19 protein-coding genes and 1 tRNA gene are annotated in these 16645 nt (G+C 69.9%); 13 read left to right on the top strand and 7 right to left on the bottom strand.

Features of this window, described 5'->3' with window-relative positions; translation table 11 throughout:
- Window positions 1-129: 129 nt before the first annotated feature.
- Together ACFCZF_RS25145 and ACFCZF_RS25140 are read right to left on the bottom strand one after the other, a co-directional pair.
- Complete coding sequence (locus ACFCZF_RS25145) at window positions 130-2658, bottom strand: ABC transporter permease (RefSeq protein WP_376673576.1); 2529 nt, start codon at window positions 2656-2658, stop codon at window positions 130-132.
- An 86-nt stretch (window positions 2659-2744) separates the two neighbouring features.
- On the bottom strand, window positions 2745-3515 hold the full coding sequence (locus ACFCZF_RS25140; protein WP_376673575.1) for an ABC transporter ATP-binding protein: 771 nt from the start codon (window positions 3513-3515) through the stop codon (window positions 2745-2747).
- 405 nt (window positions 3516-3920) lie between these two features.
- Here ACFCZF_RS25140 and ACFCZF_RS25135 point away from each other — a divergent pair.
- Window positions 3921-4004: transfer RNA gene (locus ACFCZF_RS25135), tRNA-Leu, on the top strand.
- 188 nt (window positions 4005-4192) lie between these two features.
- Here the strand turns inward: ACFCZF_RS25135 and ACFCZF_RS25130 are convergent.
- Both ACFCZF_RS25130 and ACFCZF_RS25125 read right to left on the bottom strand, forming a co-directional pair.
- Complete coding sequence (locus ACFCZF_RS25130; protein ID WP_376673574.1) at window positions 4193-4777, bottom strand: HD family hydrolase; 585 nt, start codon at window positions 4775-4777, stop codon at window positions 4193-4195.
- 12 nt (window positions 4778-4789) lie between these two features.
- Window positions 4790-5905 (bottom strand): helix-turn-helix domain-containing protein, encoded by a 1116-nt coding sequence (locus tag ACFCZF_RS25125; RefSeq protein WP_376673573.1) that lies wholly within the window; start codon window positions 5903-5905, stop codon window positions 4790-4792.
- 122 nt (window positions 5906-6027) lie between these two features.
- On the opposite strand from ACFCZF_RS25125, the gene ACFCZF_RS25120 reads away from it, so the two are divergent.
- The 7 genes from ACFCZF_RS25120 (at window position 6028) to ACFCZF_RS25090 (ending at window position 9873) form a co-directional block, all read left to right on the top strand.
- Window positions 6028-6576 (top strand): hypothetical protein, encoded by a 549-nt coding sequence (locus ACFCZF_RS25120; RefSeq protein WP_376673572.1) that lies wholly within the window; start codon window positions 6028-6030, stop codon window positions 6574-6576.
- A complete protein-coding gene (locus ACFCZF_RS25115) occupies window positions 6573-6959 on the top strand; it encodes a DUF6415 family natural product biosynthesis protein (RefSeq protein ID WP_376673571.1) in 387 nt (128 codons plus the stop codon). Before ACFCZF_RS25120 ends, ACFCZF_RS25115 begins: the two co-directional genes overlap by 4 nt.
- 77 nt (window positions 6960-7036) lie before the next feature.
- Window positions 7037-8155, top strand: a complete 1119-nt coding sequence (locus ACFCZF_RS25110; RefSeq protein ID WP_376673570.1) for a radical SAM protein — start codon at window positions 7037-7039, stop codon at window positions 8153-8155.
- Between the two features lie 4 nt (window positions 8156-8159).
- A complete protein-coding gene (locus ACFCZF_RS25105; protein WP_376673569.1) occupies window positions 8160-8360 on the top strand; it encodes a hypothetical protein in 201 nt (66 codons plus the stop codon).
- Between the two features lie 90 nt (window positions 8361-8450).
- Window positions 8451-9317 carry a GNAT family N-acetyltransferase gene (locus ACFCZF_RS25100; protein ID WP_376673568.1) on the top strand — a complete coding sequence of 289 codons (867 nt, stop codon included), beginning with the start codon at window positions 8451-8453 and terminating at the stop codon, window positions 9315-9317.
- A 70-nt stretch (window positions 9318-9387) separates the two neighbouring features.
- The gene (locus ACFCZF_RS25095; protein WP_376673567.1) at window positions 9388-9570 is read left to right on the top strand and encodes a hypothetical protein; all 183 of its coding nucleotides are present in this window, start codon (window positions 9388-9390) and stop codon (window positions 9568-9570) included.
- Window positions 9571-9657: 87 nt separating this feature from the next.
- Window positions 9658-9873, top strand: coding sequence for a hypothetical protein (locus ACFCZF_RS25090; protein WP_376673566.1), 216 nt, complete (start codon window positions 9658-9660; stop codon window positions 9871-9873).
- Between the two features lie 85 nt (window positions 9874-9958).
- On the opposite strand, the gene ACFCZF_RS25085 is transcribed toward ACFCZF_RS25090, so the two are convergent.
- Entirely contained in the window at window positions 9959-11188 is a 1230-nt protein-coding gene (locus ACFCZF_RS25085) for an MFS transporter (RefSeq protein ID WP_376673565.1), read from the bottom strand.
- A gap of 254 nt (window positions 11189-11442) precedes the next feature.
- On the opposite strand from ACFCZF_RS25085, the gene ACFCZF_RS25080 reads away from it, so the two are divergent.
- Window positions 11443-12141 (top strand): hypothetical protein, encoded by a 699-nt coding sequence (locus tag ACFCZF_RS25080; RefSeq protein WP_376673564.1) that lies wholly within the window; start codon window positions 11443-11445, stop codon window positions 12139-12141.
- 175 nt (window positions 12142-12316) lie between these two features.
- On the opposite strand, the gene ACFCZF_RS25075 is transcribed toward ACFCZF_RS25080, so the two are convergent.
- Window positions 12317-12523 carry a hypothetical protein gene (locus tag ACFCZF_RS25075; RefSeq protein WP_376673563.1) on the bottom strand — a complete coding sequence of 69 codons (207 nt, stop codon included), beginning with the start codon at window positions 12521-12523 and terminating at the stop codon, window positions 12317-12319.
- 510 nt (window positions 12524-13033) lie between these two features.
- Between ACFCZF_RS25075 and ACFCZF_RS25070 the strand changes: the two genes are divergently transcribed.
- The 3 genes from ACFCZF_RS25070 to ACFCZF_RS25060 all read left to right on the top strand — a co-directional run bounded on the left by ACFCZF_RS25070 (window position 13034) and on the right by ACFCZF_RS25060 (window position 15799).
- A complete protein-coding gene (locus tag ACFCZF_RS25070) occupies window positions 13034-13303 on the top strand; it encodes a GntR family transcriptional regulator (protein ID WP_376673562.1) in 270 nt (89 codons plus the stop codon).
- A 216-nt stretch (window positions 13304-13519) separates the two neighbouring features.
- Window positions 13520-14695: a 4-hydroxybenzoate 3-monooxygenase gene (locus ACFCZF_RS25065; protein WP_376673561.1), complete on the top strand. Its 1176-nt coding sequence runs from the start codon at window positions 13520-13522 to the stop codon at window positions 14693-14695.
- A gap of 168 nt (window positions 14696-14863) precedes the next feature.
- Window positions 14864-15799 carry a Bax inhibitor-1/YccA family protein gene (locus ACFCZF_RS25060; protein ID WP_376673560.1) on the top strand — a complete coding sequence of 312 codons (936 nt, stop codon included), beginning with the start codon at window positions 14864-14866 and terminating at the stop codon, window positions 15797-15799.
- 82 nt (window positions 15800-15881) lie between these two features.
- On the opposite strand, the gene ACFCZF_RS25055 is transcribed toward ACFCZF_RS25060, so the two are convergent.
- Window positions 15882-16112, bottom strand: coding sequence for a DUF4287 domain-containing protein (locus ACFCZF_RS25055; protein WP_055417294.1), 231 nt, complete (start codon window positions 16110-16112; stop codon window positions 15882-15884).
- A 133-nt stretch (window positions 16113-16245) separates the two neighbouring features.
- Between ACFCZF_RS25055 and ACFCZF_RS25050 the strand changes: the two genes are divergently transcribed.
- A complete protein-coding gene (locus tag ACFCZF_RS25050) occupies window positions 16246-16527 on the top strand; it encodes a hypothetical protein (RefSeq protein WP_375909125.1) in 282 nt (93 codons plus the stop codon).
- The last annotated feature ends 118 nt before the right edge of the window (window positions 16528-16645 follow it).

Genomic DNA, 16645 nt, shown 5'->3' with positions numbered 1-16645 from the left:
GCAAAACGCTCGGCTGGGATACCCCAGCCGAGCGTCTACGTGATCTACTCACCACCTGAAACCAGGCGGTGTTGCGACGACCCCTTGAACCCAAGCCGCACGGAACGGGGCCCTGCTCACACGTACCGGCTACTCGGCCTTGATGGCGTCGAGCATGTTCAGGCGCGCCGCCCTGCGGGCCGGCCACAGCGCCGCCAGGACGCCCACCACGGCGGCCAGCAGCAGGAAGACGCCCATCCGGCCCCAGGGCAGGACCAGTTCGTAGGTCGCCATCGTGGTGCCCATCAGCTCACCGGCGGCCCAGCCGAAGAACACGCCCAGGCCGATGCCGAGCACACCGCCGAACAGGGAGATCACCAGGGACTCCAGCCGGACCATCCGCTTGATGCCCTTGCGGTCCAGGCCGATCGCCCGCAGCATCCCGATCTCCTGGGAGCGCTCGAAGACCGACATGGCCAGGGTGTTGATGACACCGAGGACGGCCACGATCACCGCCATGGCCAGCAGGCCGTAGAGCATGTTCAGCATCAGCGTGAACATCTTCGCGATCTCGTTGGAGATGTCCTGCTTGTCCTGGATCTTGATCGCCGGGTTGGTGTCCAGCGCCTGCGTCAGGCTGTCCTTCGCGGCCGACGAGGCCCCGTCGGACATCTTCACCATCACCTGCATGTCGACCGGGTCCGACAGGTGCGGGGTGACGGTCGGAAGGTCGACCATGATGCCGCGGATCATCTCGTTGCCCTCGTAGACACCGGCGACCTTCAGCTGCTGCTTCTCGCCGTCCTCGTAGGCGGCGGTGAAGGTGGAGCCGGCCTTCCAGCCGTGGTCCTCGGCGGTGTCGGCGTCCACGACGACGCTGGTGCCGCCGACCTCGAAGGCGCCCTGCTCGACCTTGAGGTCGGTCAGCTCGCCGATCGTGGAGCCGTTGACGCCGGTGAGGTACTCGGTCTCCCCGTCGACGCGGGACTCCGCGTTGCGCAGCGGGCTGATGGCGGTGATCCCGTCGGCCTTGCCGAGCTTCTCGGCGACGTCCGGGTCGAGGTAGTTGCCGTTGGCCATGGAGACCACGTAGTCGGCCTCGATCGACGCCGACGCCATCTTGTCGATCGACTTCTGCAGACTGCCCGCCATCACCGTCATGCCGGTGATCAGGGTGAGGCCGATCATCAGCGCGGAGGCGGTGGCGGCGGTACGGCGCGGGTTGCGCACCGAGTTCTGCCGGGCGAGCTTGCCCGAGACGCCGAACACGCGCAGCACCGGAGCCGCGGCGGCGATCAGCGGACGGGAGAGCAGCGGCGTCAGGATGAACACGCCGATGATCAGCAGCACCGCGCCCATGCCCATCGGGGCCTGTCCGTCGGAGCCGCTCATCGTCGTCGCCGCGAGGACGACCGCGACACCGGCGGCCGAGACCAGCGCGCCCAGCGTGTTGCGCAGCACCAGCGACTTCGTCGTGGCCTTGGCGTGCACGCTGCTCATCGCCGCGACCGGCGGGATCTTCGCCGCCCGGCGGCCGGGCAGCCACGCCGCCAGCATGGTGACCAGGACGCCGACCGCGAGGGCCGCGACGATCGTGCCGGGCGAGACCACCAGCGGCCCGTCGGGCACGACGGCGCCCATCGAGCCCATCAGGGAGCGCATCCCGGCGCCGATGCCGATACCCGCGAGCAGGCCGGTCACCGCGGCGACGACACCGACCACGAACGCCTCGATCAGCACCGACCGCGTCACCTGCCGGCGGGAGGCGCCGACCGCGCGCATCAGGGCCAGCTCCTTGGTGCGCTGGGCGACCAGCATCGTGAAGGTGTTGGCGATGATGAACGTGCCGACGAACAGCGCGATACCGGCGAAGACCAGCAGACCCTGCTTCATACCGCTCATCGACGAGGCGATCATCTCCGCCTGGTCGTCGGCCAGCTCCTTGCCCGTGGTCGTCTCGACGAGGTCCTTCGGCAGCGCCTTGTCCAGCTGCGCCTTCAGCGCCGCCTGCGTGACACCGGCCTTCGCCTTGACGTCGATCTCGTCGTACGTGCCCGCCTTGCCGAACAGCTTCTGCGCGGTCGCCGTGTCGAACAGGGTGAGGCTGCCGCCGGCCGCGACGTTGCCGTCCTCGGTGGTGAAGACGCCGACGACCTTCGGGGTGATGACCGGGCCGTCCACGGACATCCGCACGGTGTCACCGACGCCGTAGCCGGTGCGCTCGGCGGTCTTGGAGTCGATGAGGATCTCGCCTGCGCCCTTCGGGGCGTGTCCGTCGGTCAGCGGGTACCGGGGGTCCTTCGCGCCCCAGTAGTTGCCGCCCTGCGTGCTCCAGCCGTCGCCGATCAGGTCGCCGTCCTTGTCGGCGACGGCGGTGAACCCGGTCACCACGCCGATGGCGGAGGCCGCGCCGGGCACCTTCGCGCTGTCGTCGAGGAGGGTGTCGGTCAGCTCGGGGGCCTCGCCGACCTTGTCGCCCTTCGCCTCCTGGTACTCGGTGGTCACGGCGACGTCGACCTGGTCGAAGCCCTTGGCGGAACTGTTCTGCAGGGCGTCGGAGATGGTGTTGGTGAAGACCAGGGTGCCCGACACGAACGCCACGCCGAGCATCACGGCGAGCACGGTCATCAACAGCCTGGCCTTGTGCGCGAATACGTTGCGCAAGGCGGTACGGAACATGGGTCTTCTCTGTCGGAGGTACGGGCGAGTCAGGGGCGGGGCCTGCCCGGGACGGGCCGGGGGCGGGCCGGGGGCCGGGTCAGCTGTCAGCTGGTGCGGCCCTTGGCGTCGAACTGCTTCATGCGGTCCAGCACCGAGTCGGCCGTCGGCCCGTACACCTCGTCGACGATGCGTCCGTCCGCGAGGAAGACCACCCGGTCCGCGTAGGCGGCGGCCACCGGGTCGTGGGTCACCATCACCACGGTCTGCCCCAGCTCGCGCACCGAGTTGCGCAGGAACCCCAGCACCTCGGCGCCCGAGCGGGAGTCGAGGTTTCCGGTCGGCTCGTCACCGAAGATGATCTCCGGCCGGGAGGCCAGCGCCCGGGCCACGGCGACGCGCTGCTGCTGGCCGCCGGAGAGCTGGGAGGGACGGTGGCCGAGCCGGTCGGACAGCCCGATCATCCGGATCACCGAGTCCAGCCACTGCTTGTCCGGCTTGCGGCCCGCGATGTCCATCGGGAGGGTGATGTTCTCCAGCGCGGAGAGCGTCGGCAGCAGGTTGAACGCCTGGAAGATGAAGCCGATCTTGTCCCGGCGCAGCTTGGTCAGCTGCTTGTCCTTCAGGGAGCCCAGTTCCGTCTCGCCGATGCGCACCGAGCCGGAGGAGAAGGTGTCAAGCCCGGCGACGCAGTGCATCAGCGTGGACTTGCCGGAGCCGGAGGGGCCCATGATCGCGGTGAACTCGGCCTGCCGGAAGTCGACGGAGACCCGGTCCAGCGCGACCACCTGGGTCTCGCCCTGGCCGTAGATCTTGGAAAGCTCCGTGGCGCGTGCGGCCACGGCGGTGGACCGGTCGGCGATGGGTGCGGTGGTCACGGGAAGGGCGCTCCTGTCGGTACGGCGTGTGTTCGGGGTCGTTCTCCATCCTTCCGGCCGTGCGGCGGCGTGTAGTCAGCCGCTGTTCCGGTTTCGAGGGGCGACTTCGGTCGGACGGCGCGGGCCGGTGTCATACCTGCGGATGACGGGCGACCCCGACAGGCCCGCCGCGGCACCGCCGGCGCGAGAACGGGGCGGGCGCCCTTGTAGAGACGGTGAAATTCCGTCATTCCGCATGCGTGGCCGACCGGCGCACGCGAGGGTGTTGGCGAGTGTGGACGGCCTGCCCCCGGAGCTGATGCCCCCTCAGGCGCCAATAAAATAAGACAACATCGGTCCGCCCGCCCGCTGTTCGAGGGGGGCGTCCCGATAGGCTCGGGGCACTCGACGCGGAGCCCATGGCCTGCCCGGATGGTGGAATGCAGACACGGCGAGCTTAAACCTCGCTGCCCCCTCGGGGGCGTGCCGGTTCAAGTCCGGCTCCGGGCACAACCACGGTCACACCGCGTGACCAGTGACAACGGTCCTACGGGTCCTATGGGGCCGTCTTTTTTGCTGCGTTTGGTGCACCGTGAGTGCACGGGCGGCTTCTTCGTTGACACGAGCTCAGAGTTCACGGTCGGCTCTTGCGCGGCGCCCGGCCGCCCTCCACTGCCTAGGACGACCGGGCAGCTCGGTCAGCGCTTCGTTTCGCCGAGGGCGGCGCGGAGCCAGTCGAGCGAACCGGTCTCCAGGACGGTGTCCGCGAGGGCCTGGCCGCTCTTGGTGACGATCCGGCCGCGGCTGTTGTCGATCCACCGCTGGGCGTTCTCGTATCCCTGGGCTCGGTATTCGATGCCCTGGATCATGCACTCCAGCTTGTCGGCGTCCCTCGCACACACCGCCTCAGGGGACTCTCGCGCCTCGTACTCGCCGATCAGGTCGGTCACGGCCTGCGCCAAGGCCTCGGGCATGTCGGCGACCTGATCGGCTGCGATCACGCGCGGCTCGGCTTCACCGTCGGTGTACTTCTTGCCGAGGTGGTTGACGTCCCCAGTCCGGGTCTCGCCGGTGTCGTGCCAGACGGCGAGGAGCGCGGCCCGCGCCGGGTCGGCGCCCTCCAGCTTCGCGATGATCGACGCGATCAGGCTGGTGCGCCACGAGTGCTCGGCCACCGACTCGGGGTCCCGGACGCCCGCCATCCACCATCCGGTGCGCTTCGTCTGCTTGAGCGTCCCCGCCTCGTAGAGGAAGTTCGCCACCGCGGAAAGGTCGTCTGACACTTCGGGCTCCTCTCACGCCTCGGCGAGGCGGATTGCGTAGTGGATGCTCTCCAGCTCCCGTCTGCCACGTGGCGAGAGCTCCTGGCTATCCAACATGATCGGTAGCCGGTCGCGTTGGGCGCGTGCGGCACCTCCTGATCGCAGGAGGTTGGGTCGCAGTTGGAGCAGGGACCACACGGTGTGGATGTTGAGGTCCACGTATCCGTGCTCGGGGGCCATGCCCTGGACGAGGTGGTCGAGCAGCCGGTCTCCGGGCCAGGGCCGCGGCGTGCGGTCGGCGATGAAATCGTCGGACACTTCTACGTGCTGCATCTCGCCGACCCAGTACGCCCAGTAGTTGAGGTTGGCGGCCTCGCCTGCGTCGTCGTCATGGAGGGCCGTGTCGATCCAGTGGCCCATGCGGTCGCGGTCGCCCTGGCGGGCGGCGACGGCCGCCACTGACCGGCCGTTGAGCCAGCCCTTGAGCCAGTCGTCGGGGCGCTCGGCCTTCTGCTGGTGGGCGAGCCAGTCGGCGGTGTCCGTGGCGGTGTCGTACCCGGACAGGTAAAAGGCCTGGCGGCGCAGCAGGAACCGGCCGGGGCCACGGGCCTGCTCGGCGGTGGTCCGCATCTGCGTGAAGAAGCGCCGGCGCTCCTCCCGGGAGAACTGCGGCCCGGACGGCGCCGGTCCGCGCCGGGGCCGGGCCGGGGCGGGCAGACCCCGCACCGGCTCCGGGGGCACTCCGTTTAGAGGCCACGCCAGCACGGCGCCCAGCTCGCGCTGTATCACCATCACCGCGAGGGGGCTCTCCTCGACGGGGGCCTCCTCGTCGAGGACTGTCGCGAGGAGCACGTCTGCCTCCAGGGCCCGCTCCCACGCCTGGAGCAGTGCGGCCGAGGCGCCCATGAGCATCAGCCTGTGCCGGTACGTGAGCATCTGCCCGTATGGAATGGCGGTCAGTGGTCGGCGCGACGTCTCCCACCCAGCAACGGTGTCCAGGCTCACGCCTAGGTACTCGGCCGCCTCCTCCTGCGTGTAGCCCTGCTGCTCCCTTATGACGCGCAGGACGTAGCCGGAGATGAGGCCGGCGCGGGGGCGCGGAGGCGTTCCCGTACTGGCGGTCAGGGTTCGGTTAGGGCGAGGCCGCATGGGGTGTCCATCCCGACGGTTAGAGCTCAAGCCACATGTACTCGCAGTCAGTTCCAGCCCCGACCTGCGGTTTCTAGTGTCGAGGCCATCACGGAATCGAGAGTAGATGGAGGCAGCCAGACATGGGACCCGTTCGGCAAGTCGACGGCTCGAAGGTGGCGGTCGTGACCACCGCGGGCGCGCTGGTGCAGGCCCGGGACAGGGCCGCCTCGAACTGGCTGCTCGCCGCTGCGGACAACCGTGACCGGGCCCAGAGGGATTGGAACGACCGAGGAGTGGCGCTGCTGCGCTGCGGCGGAGCGTTCACCGCCATCCGCGTCCCCGCCTCTCTGATCACCGCCGCCGCCGGCAGCGAGGAGCATGCCTGGGTGAGCGCCTACCTGAGCGCGGCCCTCCACCGTGGGCCTGTCTTCGTCGACCAGACCGCTGGCTGGTACTACTGCCTCGTCCCCTCGAAAGCCCGCGAGTCCTGGCAAGAGCCCGAGACCGAGTGCTTCGGCGATGACCACTACCTCGGCGTTCCCTGCCCTGGAATCGACTTCCAGCATCCCCGGGCGCGCTCCTGCTGGGTGGTCCCGATGGACGGACCCGCCGACCTGTGCAGCCCCGACGCGATCAGCCAGCTCCTCGACGTGGCGAGGAAGAAGACGGCCGAAGCAGGCGCGCAGTGAAGCCCGCGAAGCCGACGGCGGACCCGCGGCAGGACTGGACTGACGCGCTGAGCATCACCTCCTGCCTGCCGTTGTGCGTACCGGACCGCGAGCAGGTCGACCAGCTGACCGCGCGCCTGCGCGAGCACGTCGGGCGCCTGGTGCCGCAGGTGGGCGAGGCGATCAACGACGAGTGCCACGACACCGCCGACCGAGAGACGGCCCGCTGGCTCTTGGGCCGCGTCGACCACACCCTGCGCCAAGGGCCCGGCCCGGACAACCGCACGGCTGCCGTCCACCTCGAAGACCTCGCCCTGAACTGCCGTGCCCTGGCCGCGATCTGCTCGCACAAGGAAGAGACCGGGCAGCTCGCGGCCATCGCTTCCTCGTCCACAGCGTCCTGACAGTCGGCCTTCCGCTCCTGGCCGTGCTCCCCGGTGCGTACGGCCGGGAGCGACACCGACCCACCCGAGGAGTCTTCGTGCACTCTTTGATCGCCAGCCCGTTCCTGGAACAGCACACGCTCGTACGGCCAGGCAGCCGTGGCGGGGCCCTCCTGCCAGAGGCCCAGTACGAGGAACTGCGCACCCACGACCCTGCCGAGCCTGCCCCGGCCTGGCTTGTCGACGCGGTCCGGGGGCAGTGGCCCGACCTCGACGTGACCGGCCGTCCGTCCGGCGAATACCTCCTCGTCCGGCAGCCGTCCTCCTGGAGCTACGGCAAGGCGTCCTGGGAGGTCAACCTCGGCTGCAACTACGACTGCAAGCACTGCTACCTGGGGCTGAAGGTGCAGTCCGGCATGCCGTGGGAGGACAAGCGGCGCTGCCTGGACGTCATGGCCGAGGCTGGCGTGCTCTTCCTCCAGGTCACCGGTGGCGAGCCCACCATCGACAAGGACTTCATGCGGTCCTACCGGCACGCGTTCGAGCTGGGCATGATGATCACGGTCTCGACCAACGGGTCGCTGCTGTGGCGGGAGAACCTGTTGCGCCTCTTCAGGGAGTGCCCGCCCTACCGCGTCACCGTCTCCATGTACGGGGCCACCAAGGCCAGTTACGACGCGCTGACGCAGCGCCCGGGCGCCTGGGACCAGTTCGTGCAGGGTATGAACGCCGCCCGCCATGCCCGGCTGCCGCTGCGCATGAGCATCGTCGTCACCGAGGACAACGGCCACGAGGAACAGGACATGGTCGACCTGTGCCGGCGGTGGTGCGTCGAGTCCGAGGTCTTCACCAACATGACGCCCACCATCTACGGCGGGGGCGAGGTGCTGACCGCGCAGTCCAAGGAGCACCTGCGCGTCCGCAAGCAGTTCACCGGCTGCAACGCCGGTCACACCTTCTTCCACATGGACCCGCACGGCCTGGTGTCCATCTGCAAGATCGGCCGCGACGACCAGATCAGCCTGCCCCACGAGGGGATCGAGGGCCTGGCCCGGCTGGGCGCGATCGCGGACCGCCTGATGCTTCGAACTGGAGGCTGCTCGGGATGCAGCCTGGCCGGTTCCTGCCGCGTGTGCAGGCCCCTGGCCAAGCACTACCAGGAGGCGAAGGCCCCGCTGGCGGCGTACTGCCAGCACGGAGATAAGAAAGCAGGGTGAAGAGATGACCGCTGTAGCCGTCGAGATCTCGCCGCGGCGTCCGCTCCCGGACGACGGGCCGACCCAGACCGGCCAGCCGTACCTGACGCGTCCCGTCCTGGCGCCGGTGGAGCCCGTGACCCGGATCACCGCCGTGACCGACATGGACACCGTCATGGACAGCGCCAAGTGCTCGTGCGCCGCCGGCGACGACAACCCGCACTAGCCGTTCCCTGACCGGCGGGTGACGCCGCAGGCTCCGGGCCAGTTCGTGCCGAGGCCTGCGGCGTGTGTGCGGCGTGGGTAGCGTGCGGTCATGCGCTTTCACTGGGGCTGGATCGAGCCCGTGATGCCCGTGCCGTACGTGCCCACCCTCGGACCCGCGCGCTGGGGGGACCCGCTCCATGAACTCCTGGAGGCCGTGGTGGACAACGCCGGTACTGGCCGCTTCCTCCCGCACGACAAAGACCGCCGCTGGGCCGAGACCAAGACCGAACGGGTCTTGGTCGACGCGATCGAGCACGACCAGTTGCAGACCCTCGTCCCGACCCTCGCCGAGCGCGGCCGGGGCGTCGCCAAGGTCCACGTCTACGGGGCGGCGCCGGACAGCCTGTCGGCCGGAGCCGACCTGGCCCGGAAACTGGCCCTCGCCCACGGCGCGGCCAAGGCCCGGATCGTGTGGTTCCTGAGTGCCGACCAGCCCGACGCGTACGCCCAGGGGACGCGCCTACAGCTCAAGGACTTCACCGCCGGGCCCGGGGATGCGCCCGGCGTGCCGGTCCGAGAGTGCAAGGAGCTGCCCGAGGATGCCGGGTTCCAGGCGTTCGCCGCGGCGATGGCCGAGGACGGGTTCGTGTTCCTGTACGGACAGATACAGGCCGGGACGGTCGGCCCCGTCCTGACCGTGCTCCACGACGGGCTGGTGGCCGGCGCCATCGGGCCGATGGAGACCATGAACGACGCCCGGGGATACGCGCGACTACTGCCCCAGTACTTCGGCGTCCTGCCCCAGCACCGTGGCCGCGGCTACGGGCGGGCCCTGTGGCGCGCAGCAATGCACTGGGGGCACCAGCACGGGGCTGCCTACCAACTCCTGCAGACCGAGGTCGGGGGCGCATCGGACCGGCTCTGCCGGGCCGAGGGCCTGGCCTCGCTGGGGTTCGTCTACCAGGCCGACGTATGAGCCGGCGCCGCGCCAATAGGGGCCCGGTCGGTGCTACGCCGCCACCGTCACCGACCAGAAGGAACTGACCATGACCCGCCACGCCATACGTCTGAACAGTGTCGGCGGGGCGGTGACCGTCGTCTCCGCCGAGCAGGCCGTCACCGCGTTGACGGTGCGCTACTTCGGCACCTGGTGGCACGCGACCGAGACCGGGCCAGCGAAGCAGAAGACCCCGGTTGTCGCGGCTGACGGGAGTGACGGTCACACGTAGCGTATGCGCGCGTCGTACGGAGCGAGGATCGCTTCGCGTCGTGGCAGTTCAGCCTAGTGAACCGTTCCGGGTTGGCCGGAGGAGCTGATGCTCTGGGACTCGCAGGCCACCTACTTCGAGGCCGAGAAGGGCAACCCCAACGGCGGCGGCACCGTGATCCTGGGCGTCGCCTGGTACGACCAGGAGTTCTTCGACGACCGACGGGACGCCTGGTTCGGCACCATGCACCAGCGGATCTACCAGCAGCTCGGCATCCCGCTGGAGGACATCGGCGTGGAGCACTGGACGCGGCTCGCGGCGTGACCTGAGCAGCGTCACCGCAGCGGCCGGGCCTCGGCGGGGGCCCGGCCGTTCCCGTCCGAGAGAACAGGACGGTCGCTGTGGCCGGTCAGTCGCGCGTGGGAACGGTCGCCTTCTCGGCCGGGGCGACCTGGCGAGTCCAGCGCCAGGCCGCCGCCGCACCGGCGACGGACACGACAATCGTCGCCAGCCCCCCGGTCCAGAAGCCGGCCCTCGGCGAGGATGCTGCGGCGGCCGGGACGATCAGCATGGAGGCTGTTCCGGCGGCCCGGATCACTGTCAGGTCGACGGACATGAGCCGCCGACGTGCGGTCGGGGGAAACCCGGCAAGGTGGGTCTGCAGCGTGACCCCGAGGAACGGGGCCACCGCGCCGGAGGCCGCCGAGATCAGCAGCAGGACGGGCAGGCTGCCCGCCGAGCCGGTGACGGCCAGGAGCAGGCCGGAGCCTGCCCACAGCAGGCAGTACCGGACGGGTGGGCTCGCCGGGAGCTTCATATTGCCTGCCATCAGGTTCCCTGCGAGCGCGCCCGCCCCGGTGGCGGCCAGGACCATGCCGTACGCCCCGGCGCCTGCGTCGAACTTGGCCGCCAGGAACGCGGGCATGGCGAAGGCCACGGCCATGGCGAAGATGCCCGCACCGTGCACGGTGATGGCGACAGCGGTCGCGGGATGGTCGCGCAGGAGGGCGCGGGCCCGCAGCTTGACTGCCTCTTCAGGAGGTACTGGCCCGGTGACCACGGCCTGGTCGGTGGCCCTACCGAGCGTGGCGAGCACCAGGGCGGACACCGCGAACGTGGTGGCGTCCAGAAGAAACAGGGCGGACTCGGGGACGACCACGAGGAGGGCGCCCGCGGCTCCAGGCCCGGCGATGCGGGCGATGCGGCCCGTGAGGTCCATGAGGCCGTTGACCGCCTGCACCTCCTCGGGCTTCACGAGGTCGGGTACGAGAGCCCCGAGGTTCGGGTCGAAGACAGCGCCGGCGAGGCCGAGGAGCGTGGCCAGGGCGAGCATGGTGGGAGTGCCACCGGCGTCCCACGCCCACGGAAGTGCGGCGACGAGGACGACGCGGACGGCGTCGACGCCGGCGAGCGCTCGCAGCGACGCGAAGCGGTCCATGACCCTCCGGCCGAGGGTGCCCATCACGATGTACGGCACGGACTCTGCGACCGCTACGAGGCCCATCGCGGCGGCGCCGGACTCCTGCCACGCGATCCACATGATCGCCATGGCGTACAGGCGGTCGCCGAACACGGAGAGGGCCTGTGCGCCCCACAGAGCGAGGACGCGGCGGCGGCGCAGCAGACGGACGTACCCCAAGATCACTCCCGCCAAATGCACGAAGTCCCGGATTGGTGCCCCCGGGACGACAAACACCCTAGGACACGGACGAGAACGGACGAGGCATGAAATCGGAAACGGTGCCCTCGGAGGCGAGTGCTGCGGTACGGAAGGCATGTGGCGACGGTGGGAGTCTCCAACTCGTCAGCCAGCGGCGCGGCTCAGCCGTGTGGAAGGCGGCCGGACCGCTCCGGACGGTTGCCGTGAAGGTGGGGACCGACTCGGAAGGACGGGTGATCACCGCACGCGAGGCGGCTGCCCTACAAGCCATGGACCGGGGCGGCCTCCTGGCACACGGGCGCAGTGAGACAGCGGCATGGATGGTGGCTCCCTGGTACGACGGACCGTCGACCTGGGAGTTGCTCCTCGACGTCCGTGCGGGTGGTGGGGACCTCAGTTTGGCCCGGCGATACGTCGCAGACGTGTGCGCGGCGGTCGGCAAACTGCACGCGGCGGGCTGGGTGCACGGCGATCTCCAGCCCGGCCACGCCATCCACACCGGACGGGGCGTCGCCCTCATCGACTGCTCTTGGGCGTGGCACCCGACACGACTGTTCCCGTCCACGCTGTTCCGCGGCGGTATGCCTCACCTGCTGGCTCCGGAGTTGGCGGCGGCCGTCGAAGCCGGGGCGCGGCCGGTGACCACGAGCCGGGCAGCGGAGGTCTACGCCCTCGCGGCTTCCCTGTGGTGGGCGGTCACGGGCGACTGGCCACTCGACTACGCTGCCGCCGGTGTCGACCCGGCAGGCTTGCGGGCAGCCCAGTTGCGCGAGGAGGTCGGCTCGGGCCGTCTTCCGCTTCGCCCGGCCTCGGTGTGGCCGACGCTGCAAAGGGTGCTGGCGACAGCGCTGTGCCCCGAACCGAGCAGACGTCCCAGCGCCGCTTGTCTGGCAGCCGCCGTAATGCGGGCGCCCGAAGGTGACACCATGTGACCTTCGGTTCGGATGTGCTCGATATACCCGCCCTGGCGGGTAACGCGACGGTCGTCGTTGATTGAACCGTCCCTGATGTTGTCGCGCTCAGGTGGCCAAGCTCGTTGCCTCGGGTGGCCAGGGGCGCTCGCTCGCCCCTGGCCTGGCGTCCTGGCAGGCTCGACAGAGGTCCGCGTCAGGCCTGCGCGCCCGACTCCAGCTCTCCGGGCATCGGGCCGGGACTGAGCTCCGGGGCATGGGTGGGACATGCCCACAGGGTCGTTCCGGGGCCGCTGTCGCTCCGAGCCCAGCGCACGGCCACGGGCGCGTTCGTGAGCGTGTGGCACTTGATGCACTGTGCCACCGTCATGGTGGGCTCGTTGGTCAGACCTTCGGGACTCATGCGGCCACCCGCTCTCGCTTTACGAGACTGCCAAGCGGCACGGTCGGATAGTCGTAGTCCACGCCGAGCGCGGCGAACTCGGCGGCCCAGAGCCGTTCGCGCTGCAGGGCGGGCAGCGCTTGCGCCCGTGTGTCTCGGAAGACGGCCCGGACTTCCTGCGATGACGGAGCGGTCCACGGACGGGACCAGGGCGACGCGGGGACCGGCTCGGGCTCGGCCGTCTGCGCAGCGAGGAATTCTGCGCTGTGGCGTCCTGGCCGGCGAGGGGCGAGGACGGAGAGCACCCAGAAAAGGGCACGGGCGATAGCATCGCGCATACGTCAGTCAGCTCCTACTAGCTGTCTCGGCGGAGCCCCGAGCGGACCGGGCCTAATCGGTCCGCTCGGGGCGCTTTCGTGTTCGGAGAGTCACACTAAGCCAACTCGTCTAACTCGCCTAACTCGTCTACCCGTCTAAGTCATCTGCTCGCCTAAGTCGTCCAGGGATTGGCCCGTTGTCTACGCTCTCCCCATGTCACAGAGTCCGAGCGACCCCCAGGCCCCGTACGCGCCATATATGCGAGTACTGGATGCGCTCACCGCCGATATCAGCGCGGGCAAGCTCGGGCCGGGTGACCGCGTTCCATCCGAAGTCGAGTTGTGTGAGCGGCATGGCGTAGCTCGGGAGACCGCTCGGCGGGCAGTGCGGGTACTCCGGGAGCGTGGGCTCGTTCGGACCGAGTGGGGCCGGGGGTCATTCGTTGCCGAGCGGGCCGGTGAGGACGAGCGGCAGGGCGATTAGTGCCCGCGAGGCAAGCCCCCGCCTATTCCGGTGCGCCCGGCGTGCAGCAGTACCTGTCGCCTCCGACGCCGTCGATCCTCCGGAACTTCCCTCGAACCGTTGACAGCGGCGTGCGCGCGGCCGGAAACTCCTCCCAGCAATCGGTGAAAGAATTTTCACTACGCGAACAGCAATGAACATCCTCATGGCAACGACGCCAAGAGAAGGGAACGACCGATGCGCACCACCGTCGGCATCATCGGGGCCGGCCCCGCCGGACTCCTCCTCGCCCGGCTGCTGCACAACGCCGGGATCGACTCGGTCGTCCTGGAGAGCCGCGACCGCGCCTACGTCGAGCGGCGGCAGCGCGCCGGAATCCTGGAGCAGGGCACCGTGGACGTCCTGCGCGCGGCCGGGGCCGGGGAGCGGATGGACCGGGAGGGGTTGCCCCACGACGGCATCGAGCTGCGGTTCGCGAAGCGGCGTCATCGCGTCGACTTCCCCGCCCTCACCGGCGGCAAGTCCGTCATGGTCTACGCCCAGACCGAGGTCTGCAAGAACCTCATCGCCCTCCAGCTCAAGGAGGGCGGCCCGCTGCTGTTCGAGGCCGAGGCGCTGGCCGTGGAGGGCGCCGAGACCGACCGTCCGCGCGTCCGCTTCCGGCAGGGGGGTGCCGAGGACGTCCTGGAGTGCGACTACGTCGTCGGGTGCGACGGCTTCTGGGGGGTGGCCCGGGGGGCCTTCCCGGCCGGACCGGTCCGCACCTTCGAGCGGACGTACCCCTTCGGCTGGCTCGGCATCCTCGCCGACGTCGCCCCCTCGCACGACGAGCTGGTCTACGCCCGCCACGACCGCGGCTTCGCCCTGCTCTCCATGCGCTCCCCGTCCGTCTCCCGCCTCTACCTCCAGGTGCCCGCGGACACGGACGCCGAGAGCTGGAGCGACGAGGAGATCTGGGCCGAGCTGGAACGCCGCTTCGAGACCGACGACGACTGGGTCCTGAACCGGGGCCCGATCACCCAGAAGTCGGTCACCCCCATGCGCTCCTACGTCCACGAGCCGATGCGGCACGGCCGCCTCTTCCTGGCCGGCGACGCCGCGCACATCGTGCCGCCCACCGGGGCCAAGGGCCTCAACCTCGCCGTCGGGGACGTCGTCACCTTCGCGCGGGCCCTGGCCCACCGCACCGGGACCGGCTCCGAGGAACTCCTCGACGCCTACTCCGCGACCTGCCTGCGCCGGGTCTGGCAGGCCGAGCGGTTCTCGTACGACATGACGACCCTCCTGCACCCCGCTCCAGACGCCACGCCCTTCGAGAACCGGCTCCAGCTGGCCCGCCTCGACCGGATCGCCTCCTCCCGCGCCGCCGAGACCGACCTCGCCGAGGCCTACACCGGTTTCCCGATCGGGTGAACGGGCACCCGGCCGCGCGCCTGCCCCGCCGGTGAGGGGAATCACGGATCCGCGTAGCGTGTTGTCCGGCAGGAGCAGGGAAAGATCCTCCCCAAGCAGTAGGGTCATTCCTTTGCCGTTCTATTACTCTTGAGCCAAGGCTGCGTCGTGTGGCCATGGAGGAGTGAAATGAGGAGCAGAAACCCGGTCTTCTCGCGACGGGGGTTCAGCCGCGACAACGGCCACGCGGGCTTCAACGCCGCGCCGCAGGCCGGGGGCCCCGCCGTCGCCACCCAGGGCAGCCCGTACGCGCAGGGCACGCAGGGCAACCCGTACGCCCAGCCCGCCGGCGACCCGTACGCGCAGAACCCGTACGCCCAGAACCCGTACGCCCAGCAGGATCTGCAGCAGGGCGCGCCGCCGCAGGCGCCGGCCACCACCGGCCGGATGACGATGGACGACGTCGTCATCCGTACGGCGAGCACGCTCGGTGTGCTCGTGGTGACGGCCGCGCTCGCGTGGGCGCTGCTGCCCGTGGACGACGCCAATATCGGCCGTTCCATCGGCATCGGTATCGGTGCCGCGGTGGTCGGCATGGTCCTGGCGCTCGTGCAGTCCTTCAAGCGCAAGCCCACGCCCGCGCTGATCCTGACGTACGCGGCGTTCGAGGGTGTCTTCCTCGGCGTCATCTCCAGCGTCGTCGACAACCGCATCGCGGACGGCGCGGCCATGCAGGCCGTGATCGGCACGATGGCGGTCTTCGCCGGTGTGCTGATCGCGTACAAGGCCGGCTGGATCCGCGTCAACCGCCGCTTCTACGGCTTCGTGATGGCGGCCGCGCTCGGCTTCGTCTTCCTGATGATGGTGAACCTGCTGTTCGCCGTCTTCGGTGGCGGTGACGGCCTCGGCTTCCGCAGCGGCACGCTCGGTGTCGTCTTCGGCATCGTCGGCATCATCCTCGGCGCCTGCTTCCTGGCCATGGACTTCAAGCAGGTCGAGGACGGCCTGGCCTACGGCGCCCCGCGCGAGGAGGCCTGGTTCGCCGCCTTCGGCCTCACGCTGACACTGGTGTGGCTGTACCTGGAGTTCCTGCGGCTGATCGCCATCCTGAACAGCAACGACTAGCGGCGAGAACGCGTAGCCGCTGGTGAGGAAGGGCCCCGGGCTTGTGCCCGGGGCCCTTCGTCGTCGTGGCGGCGGCGCGCGCTCAGCGCAGCTTGCGCGCGGCCCTTCTCAGGTCGTACTCGTGGATGATCGCCTTCGCGTGGCCGTACGCGAGGTCGTGTTCGTGGCGAAGCCAGCTGACCTTCTCCTCGAAGCGGAAGAGGGAGGGGCCGTCCTCGACGGTGCGCAGCCAGTCGGAGATCTCACGACCGGTGCAGTGAGGGATGCGGGCGAGCATGTTGCGATGGGTCTCCTCGGAGAAGACTTGGGACATCGGCGCCTCCGGGCGAAAGGGGATGTAAGCCGGTCCTTCAGGTCACCGTGCCTGAGCGTTCGCCCGTTGGCAACAGTCCCGGAGGGGCGCGTACGCTCGCGCCGTGGTTGATACGACGCCTTTGACCCGTGCCGTGGACGACTTCGCCGACCGGTTGCGGGCCGCCCCGCAGAGCAGACTGCAACGCGGGGCCGCCGCCGAGGCGCTGGAGCTGGCCAGGGAGCTGGCTCGGCGCGCCCAGCTCGTGGAGGAACCGGGGACCGAGCCGCGGGAGATGCCGGACGCGGGGATGTTCGCCGCCGCCGACCAGATCGCCGTCGCCGCACACGACTTGGCCCTCGTGCTGAGTGACGAGGGCCAGGTGGAGGAAGCGGTGGGACTGGTGGAGGAGGCCCGCAAGCGGGCCGGGGTCTGACACTCCGGAAAAGACGGGGAAGCGACTGGACCGGGAAGCGACTGGACCGGGAAGCGACTGGACCGGGAAGCGACTGGTCGGGGAAGTGACTGGACCGGGAAGCGACTGGTCGGGGAAG

Source organism: Streptomyces sp. NPDC056296, assembly GCF_042268605.1.
GTDB lineage: Bacteria > Actinomycetota > Actinomycetes > Streptomycetales > Streptomycetaceae > Streptomyces.
Note: the sequence above shows the minus strand (reverse complement) of the source record. Positions and strands in the feature narration are given on the sequence as shown.